This is a genomic window from Peptoniphilus raoultii, from assembly GCF_900099555.1.
In the GTDB taxonomy this organism is placed as follows: domain Bacteria; phylum Bacillota; class Clostridia; order Tissierellales; family Peptoniphilaceae; genus Peptoniphilus_A; species Peptoniphilus_A raoultii.
The window spans coordinates 826673-842700 of sequence record NZ_FMWM01000002.1 but is presented as its reverse complement, the minus strand read 5'-3'; the positions used below and the strand labels follow the sequence as shown (position 1 = coordinate 842700).

Below are 16028 nucleotides of genomic sequence, written 5' to 3'. Positions count from 1 at the left end.
ATTTTTATTATCTCTGGCATACTTTGATACCTTTTTAGACTTAAAGTCTTTAATAGCGGCTTTCCACCTCTTTTTAACTATAAAGATTCTCCTACATCATAGTTCATTTTTTTATTTAAACCTTTCTGTGTTAGTTTTTCTTTATCTTCTTCATACCAATTTAAGATTGTTGCATAGTGGTTTTGATAGGTCTTGCCACTGCTTTTCATGTATCTTGATAGTTTATTTATCATTATTTCTGTGTGTGAGTTTAATTTTTCTTTAAAATTTTTGTATTCTTCTTTGCTTAGCCTTACATTTTTGTATTCTCCATAAAAGATGGGGGTGGACTGTTCTCTCTCCCCTTATCTATACTAACCTTATCTAATCTACCCTTACCTATACTGGGTTGACCACTTGACAACCTTTGGTCAACCAAATGACAACCAACTTTTTCTTCTGAAATATATGCTCCATTTTCCGTTTGATAAAGCTGCTGTTTCTGATCGATATACATTGTTGGCTTATATCTGTCTTTTCTAATAAAGTTATTTATCTTCCAATAAGTAATGACGATAATTCCCTGATCAAAGACTATCACAAAGCCTTTAGCAATAAGTATTTTTAGGTCATCTTCATTTGCTCCGATAATCTTGATGATTTTCTTAGGATTATTTACAAAACCGTCATCATCTGCTCGCATTGATAGATGAAAATACAGACATTGACTACTTAGTGGCATATCCAAAAATAAGTCGCTATCCACTATCTTTAGTGAAAACATTCTTTTATCTACCATGCTCTCCTACCTTTCTTGAAATAAAAAAGACGATAGTTTTTTACTTCTATCGACCTTGCATATTGCTATGATTTAACATAATTATATATTAAATTTTTAAGTCTTTATTATTTAACATCTTACTAAACATGTCATGATACATATCTTTAGAAGATTCTTCTATCTTGGTAATACTTGATATTTTATTTCCTGCATCCTTTGACGAAGCTCCGCAAAGATAAAAGGCTTCATTTTCTGTTCCATAGTCTATGGCAATATATCTATCATGGTATTTTTTACCTGCTATCTTAAGCTTCAGGTCTATATTAGGATAATCTTTTACAAAATCATCCAAGATATTTTTTGTAAGCATATCCTTGTTCTTGACATTATCGCTAAAGACTATGATTTGAGTCTTATCTCTTGCAGCTCTTAAAAGTTCCAATGTTTTAAGTCCTACATAGTTATCAATTACATAAATGCTTTTCTTTGCTGATTTATATATTTTTGTATAGGCAACATCAGCTTCTATCTTATCTCCATTCATCAAGAGGAAATGTTTATATGTTTCCGGGTCTATAAAATTGTCCATTACCTTTTTCAAATCTTCTTTAGTAGCTAATGTGTTAATCTTGCTATCTATCCTTGCAATATCATTTGTGTTTTGATTTGTTTGAATTGCTATTTGAACTAATTCCTTTGAGCTGATAAAATCTTGATTTTCAACGATGAAGTCTTTCATCTGCTTAAACATTCGTATTAAAGCCTTGCTCTGTTTAACAGCAAGTTCTCCCCTTAATACAGTCATAAGCATATATATTCCCTGTTCTGTAAAAGCATAAGGTAGTTTTCTACGCCCGCCCCAACTTGATGTCGATTTTTTCGATATCAAGTTTTCAAACTCTGACTTCGTCAACTGAAACATAAAATCATCATCAAATTTCTCCGAATTATTTTTTACTTGTTCGTTAAATCTTGTCGTTGTATACCCATAGATTTCAGCCAACTCAAAATCAAGCATAATCCTTTGATTTCGTATATAGTAAATCTTACTTTTAATTGTAGTTTCATCTATAACTACAATTTCCTTATTTTGTTCTGCCACAAAATGCACCTCCTATATATTTTGGGGACTACAACTTTTAGCCATTTTCTCTTTATTTCATTTAGCTTACAGCTCTTAAGCCAATTATCCATCATATTTTCAAAGTCTAATTTTTATAATTATACCAAAAATGTTAAATCTTTTCTATCTCTCCCTCTCTCTCTTTATCTATCTCTATATCTTTCTCTATCTCTTGTCGGACATGGGTTGGACTCATTAAGGACAATGTCCTCTGTTTATTTTGTCTGTATATTCTTTTTTTCTCTGCCCAAGCTGTTTCTAATCCTATTAGGCTTGGTATCTCAGTTAAATAATATTCATCATTTTCTGTTACAACTTCTAATAAGCCTTGATTTATTAAATAATTAACTGTGACCATTACATCATCGTCTGTTTCATCTATGGTTAGTGCTAACTCTTTTATAAAATCACTTTCTACTCCGTCATAATAGAGTTTGCCCTCATCTTTTAGGCTTAGTAGTAGAAGTTTGAGGTAGATTATCGTGTAGGTATCTCCTCCCGATATTCTCCTTAATCTTTTTTTCCTTTTGTCTGTGAAAAATTCTTCTTTTAATTTTATCCAATAATATCTTTTGTTTGTTGCCATTCTAATCCTCCTTGCAATAAAAAAGAAGTAGATTTTTTCTCTACCTCTCCTTATAATTTATATTTTATTTTCCCTTATACTTTTTAATGACTTTTTCTACTTGTTCTTCAAGCTCTTCCCTATTTGGAATATACAAGGTGTATTTTGATGCGAATATTTTATTTGATAAATTTCCTAAGGCGTATTCTGCTTGTACCCCGTATTTATCAGTACACAAGATAATCCCTATTGGTTCATTTGCTCACTTCTTAACTAAGCTTAATAAAAAGAAAATATTTCGGCTTAGCTTTTACATTTTAATAACCTTGATCTTCTATCTTCCATTCCTTGTCTTTGTCTGCTCTAACTAAGGTCCAGCTGTAATCCTTGTATTCTCCTTTACTTAATACAGGATTTTCTCCACTTACATCAAATTCTGAAAATAGTACAATAATATTATTTGGATTTATATCAGTACCCTTACCTTTTCCATATTCCATAAAGGCTTTTATTGCATCTTCAGATTTAGCTTCATCGTAGCGAAATGCTTTTAATTTTGAGCCTGGAAATGAAAAGTTATCCTTTACTACTTTAATTACAGAATTTATTTCTTCTTCGCTAAATTTACTAGAATCACCTATGTCGATTGTAATATCTCCATCTGCTTTTCCTTTACATGCTGCTAATGAAAATAAAAATATTAAAGCAAAAAGAATTCTAAAACCAAGTTTCATAATATTTCCTCCTTTGATTATAAAATACCATGTCCACATAATAATGTGTGTTGCCGAGATTTACTCTTTGTTTGGCTGTCTTATTTATTTCATTGCCCTTTAAGGCTAGGTCTAGGACTTTTTCTTTGTTCTCTTCTCCAGATGACAAGAGCAGTCTTTCAAAAAGTGAGGTTTTAATTTGTCTTTTAACTTCTCTCACCGACCAGTTTGCATTGATACTTTCTTTTTCATAGAAGCTTCTCTTTTTCTCATCGCTAATGGATAAGAGTTCACAATAATGGGACCAGGTCAATTTTCCAGACAGTGTCTGGAATATTGGATATGATAAATATAGGTTTCTCATATTAAATAAATTAGACTTAGAAAATCCTTTACCATATTCCTTTGTAAGTTGTCTTGACAAATCATTTATAAGCTCTTTACCATACTCGGCTCTTTCTGAATGTCCTTGCTCATCTTCTACGATAATACGTCCAATCTCCCAGTAAGTTTGAACTAAAATATTATTGAATTCTCTTGCGACTTGATTTCTTGCCTTATCCATTAATGTTTTTATACTATTAAAAACATCATCATGGACTCTATCTATGTTATTTTTCTTATTCATACAAGCACCTCTTTGACCTCTTAATTGTTCTAATTATATCATAAATATTGTGTTTATTCAATATTATATCCTTTCTACATTGATATTTTCCAGATTTTCGATAATCGAAATTCTTGATTTCCGATTTTCGGAATTCTGGACTTCTGCTTTTCAGAAGTCTTGTTGTTATGGTTATTTAAGGGTGTAACTTTTCGTTACTCCCTTAGATTTCTCTGGTCATATCTTTTTTGCTTGGTTTTACTTTTTCTTTATTTATTTCTTCAAGCTTTCTCATTAAAAGATTTTTTTCTTCATTCCATTTTTTAGGACTTAGTTTTTCCTTATCTGATAGGAGTTTTTTTAATTTCCCACTTACTACTTTATATTGGTCTATATCTTTCTTATGTTTGTTATAAAATGCGTCTTTTGTGAATATATTTTTCTTTTGATATTCTTCATAAACTTCTTTTTTGATTTTGTAATTGTTTAATGCTTTCTTCTTTCTTATCAATCTGTTCTTCAATACTCAACTTTATTCTTTTACTTGCCATAATGTATCCTTTCTTAAAATAAAAAAACGACTAGATTTTTATTTCTAATCGTTCTTGTGCTTAATTTTGTAAGGCTACTTTTTTTGTAGCTTCAATTTTTTTATCTGCCCATATTACAACATCTTTTATAATAAGTTTCTTAACAACCTTTATAAATTTATCCATAAATATATAATCGACAACCTCATTGCAAAATGGTATTTCTACTTCTGTATTCTTTAATCCTATCTTAGTTGCTTTTGCATTATAATCAAATCTTTCTGTTATTGATTTTCTAATACATGTCATTATATATAATGCAATATCTAAGTTCATATTCTCATTCTGTAATACACTAGTAGCTCCATGACCATCTTTTAAATAAAAAGGTGTTTGTAGATAAACAACATTTTGATTGTTTGAATGAACCAATATAGTTGGCAAAGCATTTTTATTATTTAAAACTTCTGCCTTTAATGATTCATAACTTATTATTCCGTTGTTATCAGTAGATTGACCATAAAATGGATATTTTTCAGAAGCTTTATCGTATAATTCATTCAATTTCAACGGATCTATCTCTGAAATTCCACTTTGCCATATCAATAAATCTTCTAATCTAATCTTGTCTTTCTTTCTTTCTTTCTTTCTTTCTAAAGAATTGTCTGACATTTTTTCAAAATCATCAAGTATTTTTTCATCTTCTTTTGTCAATTTATAATCTTTAAGTCCAGTTGCCATTAAATACGCTTCAAGTTCCTCGATGCGTTCCGCTTCGAGTTCCTCGATGAATTTTTCCATATAGGAAAAATTCATCTTGCCATTTAAAAATGGCAAATTGAGTTTTAAATTATTCAACTTTTTTGCAGAAACTGTGTTTGTATATCCATATATAACCATATGTTTCTTAATTAAACTACAAATAAATAATCCTACTCGTTTATTTTTTATTAATGGAATTTTTTCTTCTAATATAAGCACTCCATCGGTTGTTATGAATTCTTCCGGTTGATAATAAATAACTCCTGTCTGTCTGCCGATTATTATAGAATTACCTTTAAATTTCCTATAATCATTATTGCTAACTTTATATACATAGCCATTATTTATATCGTTTTGTGCAACAAACGAAACTCCAACATCATTTCTTATAAGAGTTTTTTGATTTTGAATATCTCCACGTGCAACATTAAAGAGTTTATCAAAATCAAATTCTTTCCATTCGCCCCCGTTTTCTAAAAACTCTCTTTCAAGTTTTTCTAAACGAGGGCTTAAGCTTTTTTTAATGATTTGTCCTCACTTTTTAAAATATTAGATACTTCCCAAGCTAAATAATCGGCAACGGTATTTTTAAAATCTTCTATCTTAGGTTTAGTATCTATTATCTTATGTTGTTCAAAATTCCAGTCATTACCACCATCACTTATAAAATCCTCTATATAAATTTCATCAATATCCCAAAGACTTCCATTTACTCTTGCACTTTTCCCCGCTTTATATATTTTTACAATGTCTTGATATCTTTCGGTTGGACTATCTGTTTCATTTAATCCTCTTTTTGTTCTCTTATATCCATCATTTCTAAAATCTATGAATTTTACCGTCTTTTCATAGTCATGTGGCACTCCTGCCTCAAAGACGTATATACTTGTTTGAACTCCTGCCATTGGAATAAATAAATCAACCGGCATTTTTATACTTGCAAGAAGAGTGTTATTTTTCAAAATTTCTTGATTGCTGGATACAGCTCTTCCACTTCCTGCACTATCTTGTATGATTATTGCTGCTAGACCTCCTTTTTCCATTTTTGATAAACCAAATCTTATAAATGGCATACCATTTTCCTCAAATGAAAAAGGTGGGTTTAAAAGAAGTCTATTAGCCTTAAAGTTTGTATATAATTCCTCTGGAGTTCTAAATGTGTTGCCTTTTCTAATATTACTTGACCCATCTCCTCTTAAAATCATGTTGGTTGCTGCTAAGGTAAACATTTCTGCATTCAATTCTACGCCGAGTAATTGTTCTTTTTTGATTTCTTCTATTTTTTTATTAGCCTTGCTTGTATCTTTTCCAAAAGTTTTATTAGCATCGTCAATCATTATTTCCATAGAACTTATTAAAAATCCTGCCGATCCCGTGGCTAAATCCATGGTTCTTGAATCTTTATTTACATTTAAAATTTCAGCCATCATTTTTGTTACATATGGAGGAGTAAGAACTATTCCTATTTCTTTACCATCACCTAAAGCATATTTTAAAAATTCAGAATACATCTCGCCCATTATATCTAAGTGTCCTGCCATAGCATCTATAGACATATAAATATTATTGAAAATATAAGTGAAGATTTGCTTATTACTACTTGCTTCTTTTTCTAAAAGTTTTCCAACTAACTTATCTAAATCTGTTGGCTCATCTCTTTGACTATCTTTTGAAATTTCACTAAAAGATGAAAGCATTAAATCTACTTTCTCTTGTTTTATTTGTTTTTGTTTTAAATATTCTTTTATTTGATTTGTGATTAAGATACCATCTCTTTTAGTGTCTGTTTTTGCTCCCAACAAGTCTTCTGGTATAAGTCCTCTTTGAACTAAATTTCCATCTTCGTCTAATATATCCTGCATAGATAAAAGCATACCCGATACATAAAGTACTCTTTGTGGAGCTGTAATATTATGATTGTGCATAAGTTTGTTTAATTCACCTGCATATTTCTGCAAAAGTGTTCTACTGGTGATTAATATTTCATGTTTTTCTTCTTCTGTTAAAACACAATCATTATAAAAATTAGAGAAAGTTTTTTCATTCTCTAAAAAATCTATACTTGCATAGCTTTGCATTTTTTTTATGGATTTAAATGATGAACCAAAAATATAATAAGTATCGAAGATTACATTTTCACTATTATCTCCTGCCACTCCAATAGCTATCGCTTCCTTATACTTTCCGCTTGCTATCATTTGTGTTGAATAATATATAGCACCATTGCTAGCATAATCTCGAATAGATTTCTCATCTTCTTTTATTCCATCTTTATTTTCAGATATTAACCTTTTACTTCCCAGTTTGTCTTCAAATATAACTGGTATATCATATTTTTCGACATGAAAATCAGGTTTTCCGAAATTTGTTTTTGTCTTTGTTTTTGCAGAACCTTTTAGAGCATCTTTCATGTAGTCAGACATAGAAGATTCCACATTATAATCTTTTAATTTTTTAAGACCTATTTCCGAAAATTTATTTTTTACATAATCATTTACATCATCTTCGAGTTTCCACTTTTCAATCATACCTATTCCTCATCACTAAAATTATCTTCAAAACTAATAATGTCATTAGGAGTACAAGATAAAGCCTTACATATTCTTTCTAAATTCTTAAATGTTATTGGTTTATCCTTGCCCATTTGTGCCATAACATTTGTTGTAAGTCCTGCCATAGCTATTACATCTGTTTTCTTTAGTCCTTTTTTCGCTAACTGTATCCATAATGGTTTATAGTTAAGTGCCATAATATCCCTCTTTTTCTCTTTATTAGATTTATTTAATTATAGCATAAATATTGATTTCATTCAATCTTACATTGGTTTAGTGATTTATTTTAGAGAATTTGTTTTGTTATTCCGTCCTTATTTTGCCATAAATTGCTTAATACCTTGAGATTTAGCACCAGGGTTATCATTACCATAACCTTCCATTAAGTTAATAACTCCCCATGCTCCTAAACCTGCACCAATTGCAGTTACAAGTGTCTTTAAAACTCCAACTCCAGCTGTAAAAAATTCCATATTATTCCTCCTCGTTTTCTTTCTCTTTATTTTCTATTTTGTTTAGTGATTTAACTATAAAATTCTTGTAGACCTTATCTCCTTTTTTATTTTCTTTGAAATATCCAAAGACATGGATTAGATCTCCTTTTAAAATTCTTTTACAATTTCTACCTTTTCTCCATATACTGAGCAATTTGTATATTCTTTGCCCTTTCCATATTTTTTAACAAGAGCAAAATTTGCTACTTGAACACTTTCTCCATCTTTTTCAAATTCTGAAAATTCAGCTTCCTTAACTAAATTTGCATTAATATTTATCATTTCTCTATCCATTAATTTCTTCTCCTTAATCTATAAATGTCAATTAAAAAAGCGACTGAACTTATAATTCAATCGCTAAATGCCTTATATATTAAATTGTTTTAAGTGGGACTTCTTATCCTTACCATCTTAACCTCCTGATTTTGGATATAAAAAAAGACGATAGAGTTTTTAATTTCTATCGTCTAATTTGTTAGCAATTCTATTTGTTAAGCACTTACAATGCCAACTTCTTCCATTTTCTAATCTTCGTTCTGAACGTTCCAAATGGTGCTACTGTGTTTACATGGATAAATTTATAAACTTCCCAAGTTGCAGTTTTGGTTGCTTCATCTGCCCATTTTCTCATATGTGGTTTAAATAACCCTTCTTCTGTTAATTCATCTATCATAAGATAAATATTTTCTACATTTTGTGTTAGTTTTGCTTTTAGTTCCTTTAACGATTTATGGGCATAGGTATCTGTAAACCATTGATATAATTCTCCAAGTTGATTCCATTTGAAATTATCTGATGGTGTTTTGACTTCGAGTCCTTTTTTCTCATCTTCTTCCCATTTTAAGAGTAAAGTTGTCCAACCTATTTGATAGGCAAGATTTTCCGCTGGTGTCCTATCAACTTCATCTATTCTTTTGTCTTTCAATTCTTCTGGGATATTATCAAATTCTGAAATATATTTTTCAAAAGTTTTCTTTATTTCATTTTTTAATTCTTCCTTACTTTCATAAGACCTCATATTCCGACCTCCGTGGTTTGTATATAGATATTATACCAAAAATATTTTTATCTTAGTATTAATTCATAATCTTGTAATCAAACTGTTCCTATTTATTTTTATTTTATCTTGGCTCATAAGTTCTTTGCCAGTTTTTTGGTAATTTAGACCAAAAGATTTTTGATTTAATCTTGTTTCTGATGTGTTATATAGGTCTATGGTTTCTTTTTCTAAAGTTTCTGATAACTCTTTTACTGTTATTTTTTCTTTTCCTCCTAGAAAAAGTGTAGAGTCACAGTTGCCAACTATTATATCTGCATGGTCTTTATAGATTGCCTTTAATTGAGATTGTGCTTGCAGTATTATACTTGCTGATATTTTTCTTGAACGAATTGTCGCTATTAGTTTCTCAAATTTTGGAATTAAGCCTATATTTGCAAACTCATCAAGTAGACACCTAACATGAACTGGAAGTCTTCCACCATACACATCATCTGCCTTATCACATAGTAGATTAAATAATTGGGAATACATTATTGAGACTACAAAGTTAAAGGTATCATCAGTATCTGATATTATTACGAATAGAGCAGTTTTCCTATCTCCAATTTTATCGAGTTCTAATTCATCTTCGCTCATTAGTTCTCTAAGCTCTCTTATATCAAAAGGTGCAAGTCTTGCTCCACAAGATATTAGAATTGACTTGGCAGTTTTTCCTGTAACAACTTGTCAAGGACTTTCTAATCATTTTTATCGACTTTTTGATGTTTTTCTCTCTCCATTTCTCTAAGCATTATGCGTTTTAATTTGTCTTGCATTGTTTCCGTTGCATTTTCATTAAAGTGAACAACAACCTCATAGGTTGCTTTACCAATTTTCTTTATCGTCTTTGTTCCTGTATTCTGTTCATTTTTATTTTCTTGCATATAGTTTTCCTCCTGTTTGTTGCAATTAAAAAAGACGATAGATTTTTACTTCTACCGCCTTGCTTAAAGCTCATATAACTGTCTATTCTGTTATCTGCATATTAAATTTTCAAATTCTTATTGTTTAACATTCCACCAAACATTTTATGATACATATCCTTAGAGGATTCTTCTATCTTGGTAATACTTGATATTTTATTTCCTGCGTCCTTTGATGAAGCTCCGCAAAGATAAAAGGCTTCATTTTCTGTTCCATAGTCTATTGCAATATATCTATCGTGATATTTTTTGCCTGCAACCTTCATTTTTAAGTTGATATTTGGATAATCTCTTCTAAAATCATTTAGGATGTTTTTTGTAAGCATATCTTTATTTTTCATATTGTCGCTAAAGACTATAATTTCAACATTGTCTTTTGCAGCTCTTAATAATTCTAAGGTTTTCAAGCCTATATAGTTATCTATTACATAAATGCTTTTCTTTGCTGACTTATATATTTTTGTATAGGCAACATCCGCTTCAATCTTATCTCCATTCATTAAAAGGAAATGCTTGTATGTGTCCGGATCTATAAAATTATCCATAACCTTTTTCAAATCTTCTTTTGTAGCCATTTGCGACTTTATTTCAGCTATATCCTTTGTGTTTTGATTTGTCTGTACTGCTATTTGTACCAATTCTTTTGAGCTAATAAAATCTTGATTTTCGATTATAAAGTCTTTCATCTGCTTAAATGTTCTAATTAAGGCTCTACTTTGCCTAATCGCAAGTTCACCTCTTAATACCGTCATAAGCATATAAATACCTTGTTCCGTAAAGGCATTTGGTAGGTACCTTGAGCCGCCCCAACTTGAGGTGAAATTTTTGCACCTCAAGTTTTCAAACTCATTCTCGGTCAATTGAAACATAAAATCTTCGCCTTCAAACTTTTCAATATTATTTTTTACCTGTCTATTAAAGTTTTTAGTTTCATAACCATATATTTCAGCTAAATCTGCATCAAGCATTACTTTTTGTCCACGAATGAAATATATTTTTTCTTGTATAGTTTTATCATCTACAATAACTATCTCTTTATTTTCATCTGCCATGAAATGCACCTCCAAAATTATCTAAATATCTTTTCCAATCCGCCACGCACTGCGTAGCTTTTTGAAATAAGTCTCATATCTTTTTATATTTTTCTACTCCACCTTCAGCTTTTCCGATGTGTTCCACATTTTTTACAAGTCTCTTATTTACATTTTCATAAAACCATCTGCCAATCAATGCCGGCGGTGTTGCGATTAACTCTCTCAAAACAAATTCTTTGCCTTTCGGTAAAGAGCTAATTTTGTTTAATAAGGTAGTATATAGGTCAGCATAGCTTGTATTTTCTTGTAAACTACTACACTTACAATATTCAGTAACGCTTGGGAAACCTCCCTCTATTGCTTTTTTAGTTAAAATTTCAAGTTCTTCATCGGTTACAGTAAATTGAATTCGCATTTATATATCCTCTCCTTATAACTGAGTTTATTACCATATCATTATCATTTTATCATAAATACGATATTTTTTCCATACCACAAATTTAAGCCCTTATACGATGTTTTTACAATTAGCCATAATCTGATACCTATTTTATTATTAACACTCTTAAAAAGCCTTTCCACCGTCTTATACGAGGTCTACAAGTGTTCACCCTTGTCATAATCTTCAAAGGTATATACTTTTGATTTACTGTTTTCCTTTAATTTCCCTTTGTCCTGTTCATACCAATGAACCAAGGTCGCATAATGGTCTTTGTAGTTTCTTCCTGTACTTTGCATATAGGTTGACAGCTTCTCTATCATTTTATCCCTATGACATTGCATTTTATCCTTTAATTTTCCATATTCTTCATCAGTTAAGGAAACATTTTTATATTCTCCATAAAGGGAGGGGGATATTTTTTCTTTCTCCCCCTCTTTTTCTAACTCTATATCTATTTCTTTCTCTATATCTCCGTTGCAATTTTGTTGCAAAAGGTTGCAATGTGTTGCATTAGTGTTGCATTGCAACGCTTTTTGTCCTCTCGATTTTCTCGAACGCCTTGTAGACGCTGTTTCTGAACCTATAAGACTTGGGATTTCTGTTAAAAAATACTCGTCATTTTCTGTGATTATCTCCATCAATCCTTGTGCCATAAGATAGTTCACTGTAACCATTACATCATCTTCTGTTTCATCAATCGTTAAGGCAAGCTCTTTGATAAAGTCTGTTTCTACTCCGTCATAATACAGTTTTCCACTATCTTTTAGGCTAAGCAAAAGCAATTTGAGGTAAATGATTGTATAGGTATCTCCTCCTGATATTTTTCTTAGCCTTTTGATTCTCTTATCTGTAAAAAAATCTTCTTTCAATTTTAACCAATAGTATCTTCTGTTGTCTGCCATTTTTATCTTTCCTCCCCTTTATTTTTATAATTTTCTTTAGCCTTTTCCTTGACTTTTTGGTTGTACTCTTTTTCTTTTTTGCCTTGCTCTTGGAATTTTTTTAGTTGTGCAATCACGCTTGGTTTATCTCCTCTCTTAATTGCCTTGTCTATCTCTATGGATAGGTCTATGCCATACTCGTCATTAACAATCTTTACTGCATATTTGATATGGTCTATCTGCTTAAATTCATCTTGTACTTTAGCTTTATCTTCGGTTAAATTTTGTATCTCATTTTCAAGATGTGATATTTCTTTTTGCCAATCACTTAATTTGATGGATGATGTCCCGGTAAATTTTTCTATGATCTTTCTTGCTCTTTGGTATCTGTCTATTTCTTTTTTATGGGAATTGTAAAAACTGTCTTTGAATAGTGTCTTGCTTTTGTATTCCTGATAGACTTCTTTGTTTTCTCTGATAGCGTCTATGCAGCTTACACACTGATTTAGGTCTTTAATTCTTTGTGTTTTACTCTGAATATCACCACTTATCTTTTTACTTTGCTTTGCCAGTTCAATGACTTTTTCTTGTAGGTCTGCTATGGTTTGAAGATGATTATCTTTTAGATAGTAGATTGCTTTTACAAATCTCTTTAGGTCTGCATTTCCCTTTTTTATCTGTCCATAGTAGGATAGATTTTTTATTTTTTCTCCCTGTATTTCGTTGTAGATAGAAATATATTCATAAAGGTTAAAGAGTTCTGCTTTGTTCTCCAGTTCATCTTTCTTGGTCTGTTTATACTCATCGTATTTTGCTTGCAGATTTCCAAGTAAAGAGTCTATCCATGAAGTGATTTCTTTTATCTTGTTCTTGATGGCTTTTACTAAGGAATTATGCTTTTTGATTTCTCTGTTGATGTTTCCTTTGTCGGTTTCGATTCCTTTTTTCTCTAAGGCACTTGCACTTGCTCCTAAATGAATGGTTGGGATTTCTTCTTTTCCTTGTCTTTTGTAGGAACGATGATCCACTCTCTTTTCCTGATGATTTTTTTCTAAATACTGATTACAAAGGCTTGCAAAATTCTTTCTCCATTTCTCTGCGTTGCCTTTATCGTTCCAGTCTGTCAGTTCTATTTTTCTTGTTTTATAGTTTCCGCTTTTTAGTTTTATCTTTTCTCCCTTTTCATCAAGTACATATTCTTTTTTACTCTTTGCCTGCCACTCTCCTTTTTCATTGATTGGTCTAAGGGTAGTCATAATATGTGCATGGATATTGTTATTTTCTTCATCACTCTCATCATGGATTGCAAGGTCTGCTATCATTCCTTTTGATACAAAATTTTCTTGTATGAAGTCGGTAATGAGTTTCTTGTTTTCTTCAAAGGATAATTCTTTTGGTAGAGCAATGATAAAATTTCTTGCAAGCTGTGCGTTGCTTGCTTTCTCATTTAGTTCAACGCTGTTCCATAAGGTAGTTCTATCTTTTAATGCTATGGGGACATTCTCCGGCAAGAAAATTTCTGAATGTAAAAGTCCTTTTTTATTGTGATAGTCATGAACTTCTCCGTCCCATTCATTTTTGATTTTCTCGCAAGAGATATATGCTGCACTTGCAACTGCCGATTTACTTTTTCCTCTGCTTATCATTGAAATATTAAAGTGAAATGTTTCTGCCACTTTTAAACTCCTTTCATTTTTTTATTTGTTTTCAGGTAAAGAAAAAAGCAGACGGGTTATTTTTTGTATCTTTTCCTATCTGCTTTATCCGTATGTTTTTATTAGGTTTTGGATTTTCAAAGACTTGCTAAAATCCCTTAGTTTACTAAGGGCGCAATTATACACCCTAAAGGGTGCTTTGCGTCCTGCGGAGCTTTTTGCCCTTGCAGGGAGCTTCTGAAAAAACTAAGGTCTTTTATTTTATCTACTCTATGTCTGTTTCATCTTCCATATCTTTCCCATTTATCATTTCTTCATAGGCTTGTCTGTATTCTTCTGTGTGAGTAGAGATATTTAACAGTTTTTCTATCTCCTCATTGGTAAATATTAGAGGATTTTTAATGACCCTTTCTACTATCAATCCCCTTTGTATGAGCCTGTGATTTCTTCTTTTTCGTTCATTTTCATTTGCCAGTTTTTCTAATTTCTTGCCTTGATTTTCTAATTGTTTCAGCTTCACATTGCACTTTTCTCTTTCTTCCTGAAGTTCAGAAATTTGTTCCTGTACTTCCTGTAATGTTTTTTCTTTCTTCATTTTTAATTCCTCCGTTTTGGTATCTGCTTGTTTCCATAAAGAAAGGTTAAGCACCTTTTTTGACACTTAACCTTTCCAAGTTTTTAGATTTTATCTTCTAAAATCTTTCTCAGTTTTTCTAAAATCCTATCCCTCCTCCCACTGATTGCTTGATGTGTAACTTTCTCTCTTCTGCTGATTGACCTTAGACTTTCTTCTTTGTAGAAGATGGCTTCCATTAGTTCTCGTTCTTCTTTTGTAAGAGTATTTAATGCTTTATGAAGTTCTTCAATTCGCATTTTTACTTCTACAATTTTTTCTAAGTCTATCTTTTCATCTATGATGTTATCTACAAAGTGTCCATCATGATCCAGTGCCGAAAATGGTATTACATTATGCTTCCAATCTTTTCTTTGGAGATACTTTTCATGCTCTGTTATCTTCCAATAGGCTTTGTAGACTTCTTCACTTACAGGTACGGCTTTGCCTTTTACATAAAGGTAATATTCTTTCTTTGCCACTTAGTCATCCTCCTTTTTAAGTTCTCTGTTTTGGTTTTGAGAATAAAAAAGGAGGACTTCTACACTTTGGCGTAAAAAGTCCTCTCGGCTTAAAAACTAATGTTTTATATAATTTTCTATTTGGTCGTTTCTGGTAAAGTATTATTGCTATGTGTAAGCAATTCCAAGAATAAAAAAGGATAATTATATCGTTCTGTGAAAACCGAAACTATAAGTTTTGACATAATTATCCCTCCATTATTTTCCCTCCTAAGTAAATTTATTATTAAATCACTCCTGCTTTTTCAAAATGCTTTTTGAGTATCTTTGTTGCAACGAATGCTCCTATGCAAGCAAGAACAAATGTTATCAAGGCAAAGCCTACTGCCCATGAAACTTTGAAATAAGATAATGCTTCATTTATTTGTGCTTCACTCATTTTCCATTTTGATGCTCTTTCCACAAAAGAAGCTGTTCCGAATAAAATCACAGGAATTACTGTCCCTAAAAAATCCGCTAATGCAAATATCCCATATCCAATAATCATTCGTCCCTTGCTCTCATAATTTCCTATAATCAAATCACATATAATTCCACCGATTACAGCAAAGACTGCATGAGGCAAATGTCCTCCTGACAATGCAATTAAACCAAGAAGCGTTCCTGATATTGTAAATACGCCCTTCTTTTTAACTTTCAAAGCCATAAGGATATAAACGGTAGCAGCTACCATAAAGCTAACTCCTGAAGCAATAAATCCTCCAATCACTGTTGTTGCCATAGCAAATGCAACCGCCATGTATATGACAATTCCAATTGCATTAAAGATTCCGATTGTAATAAAATCACGACCATTTAATTTGTTTTTCATAAA

The 16028-nt window shown here is 31.1% G+C and carries 17 protein-coding genes and 5 pseudogenes; all 22 read right to left on the bottom strand.

Annotated elements, in window-relative coordinates:
* Positions 1 to 77 precede the first annotated feature (77 nt).
* Positions 78 to 778: pseudogene (locus BQ4446_RS04045) on the bottom strand (replisome organizer).
* A gap of 88 nt (positions 779 to 866) precedes the next feature.
* Positions 867 to 1862: an ORF6N domain-containing protein gene (locus BQ4446_RS04040; protein ID WP_071026847.1), complete on the bottom strand. Its 996-nt coding sequence runs from the start codon at positions 1860 to 1862 to the stop codon at positions 867 to 869.
* A 267-nt stretch (positions 1863 to 2129) separates the two neighbouring features.
* A pseudogene (locus tag BQ4446_RS04035) lies at positions 2130 to 2469 on the bottom strand (phage replisome organizer N-terminal domain-containing protein); the annotation flags it as partial.
* Positions 2470 to 2533: 64 nt separating this feature from the next.
* The gene (locus BQ4446_RS08105; protein WP_280630412.1) at positions 2534 to 2698 is read right to left on the bottom strand and encodes a PDDEXK nuclease domain-containing protein; all 165 of its coding nucleotides are present in this window, start codon (positions 2696 to 2698) and stop codon (positions 2534 to 2536) included.
* 67 nt (positions 2699 to 2765) lie between these two features.
* Positions 2766 to 3182 (bottom strand): DUF4829 domain-containing protein, encoded by a 417-nt coding sequence (locus BQ4446_RS04030; RefSeq protein ID WP_245149660.1) that lies wholly within the window; start codon positions 3180 to 3182, stop codon positions 2766 to 2768.
* On the bottom strand, positions 3166 to 3789 hold the full coding sequence (locus BQ4446_RS04025; RefSeq protein WP_245149659.1) for a DUF1016 N-terminal domain-containing protein: 624 nt from the start codon (positions 3787 to 3789) through the stop codon (positions 3166 to 3168). Before BQ4446_RS04025 ends, BQ4446_RS04030 begins: the two co-directional genes overlap by 17 nt.
* Before the next feature lie 205 nt (positions 3790 to 3994).
* Positions 3995 to 4249 (bottom strand): annotated as a pseudogene (locus tag BQ4446_RS04020) (nickase); the annotation flags it as partial.
* Positions 4250 to 4379: 130 nt separating this feature from the next.
* Positions 4380 to 5585, bottom strand: coding sequence for a restriction endonuclease subunit S (locus tag BQ4446_RS08475; protein ID WP_280630411.1), 1206 nt, complete (start codon positions 5583 to 5585; stop codon positions 4380 to 4382).
* A complete protein-coding gene (locus BQ4446_RS04010; RefSeq protein WP_071026839.1) occupies positions 5570 to 7588 on the bottom strand; it encodes an HsdM family class I SAM-dependent methyltransferase in 2019 nt (672 codons plus the stop codon). The genes BQ4446_RS08475 and BQ4446_RS04010 overlap by 16 nt, the downstream gene beginning before the upstream one ends.
* Positions 7589 to 7590: 2 nt before the next feature.
* Positions 7591 to 7809, bottom strand: coding sequence for a helix-turn-helix domain-containing protein (locus BQ4446_RS04005; RefSeq protein ID WP_001207345.1), 219 nt, complete (start codon positions 7807 to 7809; stop codon positions 7591 to 7593).
* A 117-nt stretch (positions 7810 to 7926) separates the two neighbouring features.
* The gene (locus BQ4446_RS04000; RefSeq protein WP_004825242.1) at positions 7927 to 8085 is read right to left on the bottom strand and encodes a Maff2 family mobile element protein; all 159 of its coding nucleotides are present in this window, start codon (positions 8083 to 8085) and stop codon (positions 7927 to 7929) included.
* Position 8086: 1 nt separating this feature from the next.
* A pseudogene (locus BQ4446_RS03995) lies at positions 8087 to 8400 on the bottom strand (single-stranded DNA-binding protein).
* Between the two features lie 205 nt (positions 8401 to 8605).
* The gene (locus tag BQ4446_RS03990) at positions 8606 to 9124 is read right to left on the bottom strand and encodes a ClbS/DfsB family four-helix bundle protein (RefSeq protein ID WP_071026837.1); all 519 of its coding nucleotides are present in this window, start codon (positions 9122 to 9124) and stop codon (positions 8606 to 8608) included.
* Positions 9125 to 9217: 93 nt separating this feature from the next.
* A pseudogene (locus BQ4446_RS03985) lies at positions 9218 to 9832 on the bottom strand (VirD4-like conjugal transfer protein, CD1115 family); the annotation flags it as partial.
* A gap of 11 nt (positions 9833 to 9843) precedes the next feature.
* Positions 9844 to 10029, bottom strand: coding sequence for a transposon-encoded TnpW family protein (locus BQ4446_RS03980; protein ID WP_019132985.1), 186 nt, complete (start codon positions 10027 to 10029; stop codon positions 9844 to 9846).
* A gap of 101 nt (positions 10030 to 10130) precedes the next feature.
* A complete protein-coding gene (locus tag BQ4446_RS03975) occupies positions 10131 to 11120 on the bottom strand; it encodes an ORF6N domain-containing protein (RefSeq protein WP_071026836.1) in 990 nt (329 codons plus the stop codon).
* Positions 11121 to 11193: 73 nt separating this feature from the next.
* Positions 11194 to 11517 carry a hypothetical protein gene (locus BQ4446_RS03970; protein ID WP_068474691.1) on the bottom strand — a complete coding sequence of 108 codons (324 nt, stop codon included), beginning with the start codon at positions 11515 to 11517 and terminating at the stop codon, positions 11194 to 11196.
* 182 nt (positions 11518 to 11699) lie between these two features.
* Positions 11700 to 12446 carry a phage replisome organizer N-terminal domain-containing protein gene (locus tag BQ4446_RS03965; RefSeq protein ID WP_071026834.1) on the bottom strand — a complete coding sequence of 249 codons (747 nt, stop codon included), beginning with the start codon at positions 12444 to 12446 and terminating at the stop codon, positions 11700 to 11702.
* Positions 12447 to 12448: 2 nt separating this feature from the next.
* Positions 12449 to 14101: a MobQ family relaxase gene (gene mobQ / locus BQ4446_RS03960; RefSeq protein WP_071026831.1), complete on the bottom strand. Its 1653-nt coding sequence runs from the start codon at positions 14099 to 14101 to the stop codon at positions 12449 to 12451.
* Positions 14102 to 14345: 244 nt separating this feature from the next.
* Positions 14346 to 14675, bottom strand: coding sequence for a DUF3847 domain-containing protein (locus tag BQ4446_RS03955; RefSeq protein WP_071028303.1), 330 nt, complete (start codon positions 14673 to 14675; stop codon positions 14346 to 14348).
* A gap of 83 nt (positions 14676 to 14758) precedes the next feature.
* Positions 14759 to 15175, bottom strand: coding sequence for a sigma-70 RNA polymerase sigma factor region 4 domain-containing protein (locus tag BQ4446_RS03950; RefSeq protein ID WP_001074477.1), 417 nt, complete (start codon positions 15173 to 15175; stop codon positions 14759 to 14761).
* 265 nt (positions 15176 to 15440) lie between these two features.
* On the bottom strand, positions 15441 to 16025 hold the full coding sequence (locus tag BQ4446_RS03945; protein WP_000791747.1) for an MptD family putative ECF transporter S component: 585 nt from the start codon (positions 16023 to 16025) through the stop codon (positions 15441 to 15443).
* Between the last annotated feature and the right edge of the window lie 3 nt (positions 16026 to 16028).

Coding starts and splice junctions, on each gene's coding strand:
- BQ4446_RS04030 (WP_245149660.1), bottom strand. CDS start 3,182: ATGAAACTTGGTTTTAGAATTCTTTTTGCTTTAATATTTTTATTTTCA.
- BQ4446_RS04025 (WP_245149659.1), bottom strand. CDS start 3,789: ATGAATAAGAAAAATAACATAGATAGAGTCCATGATGATGTTTTTAAT.
- BQ4446_RS04010 (WP_071026839.1), bottom strand. CDS start 7,588: ATGATTGAAAAGTGGAAACTCGAAGATGATGTAAATGATTATGTAAAA.
- BQ4446_RS04005 (WP_001207345.1), bottom strand. CDS start 7,809: ATGGCACTTAACTATAAACCATTATGGATACAGTTAGCGAAAAAAGGA.
- BQ4446_RS04000 (WP_004825242.1), bottom strand. CDS start 8,085: ATGGAATTTTTTACAGCTGGAGTTGGAGTTTTAAAGACACTTGTAACT.
- BQ4446_RS03990 (WP_071026837.1), bottom strand. CDS start 9,124: ATGAGGTCTTATGAAAGTAAGGAAGAATTAAAAAATGAAATAAAGAAA.
- BQ4446_RS03980 (WP_019132985.1), bottom strand. CDS start 10,029: ATGCAAGAAAATAAAAATGAACAGAATACAGGAACAAAGACGATAAAG.
- BQ4446_RS03975 (WP_071026836.1), bottom strand. CDS start 11,120: ATGGCAGATGAAAATAAAGAGATAGTTATTGTAGATGATAAAACTATA.
- BQ4446_RS03970 (WP_068474691.1), bottom strand. CDS start 11,517: ATGCGAATTCAATTTACTGTAACCGATGAAGAACTTGAAATTTTAACT.
- BQ4446_RS03965 (WP_071026834.1), bottom strand. CDS start 12,446: ATGGCAGACAACAGAAGATACTATTGGTTAAAATTGAAAGAAGATTTT.
- BQ4446_RS03955 (WP_071028303.1), bottom strand. CDS start 14,675: ATGAAGAAAGAAAAAACATTACAGGAAGTACAGGAACAAATTTCTGAA.
- BQ4446_RS03945 (WP_000791747.1), bottom strand. CDS start 16,025: ATGAAAAACAAATTAAATGGTCGTGATTTTATTACAATCGGAATCTTT.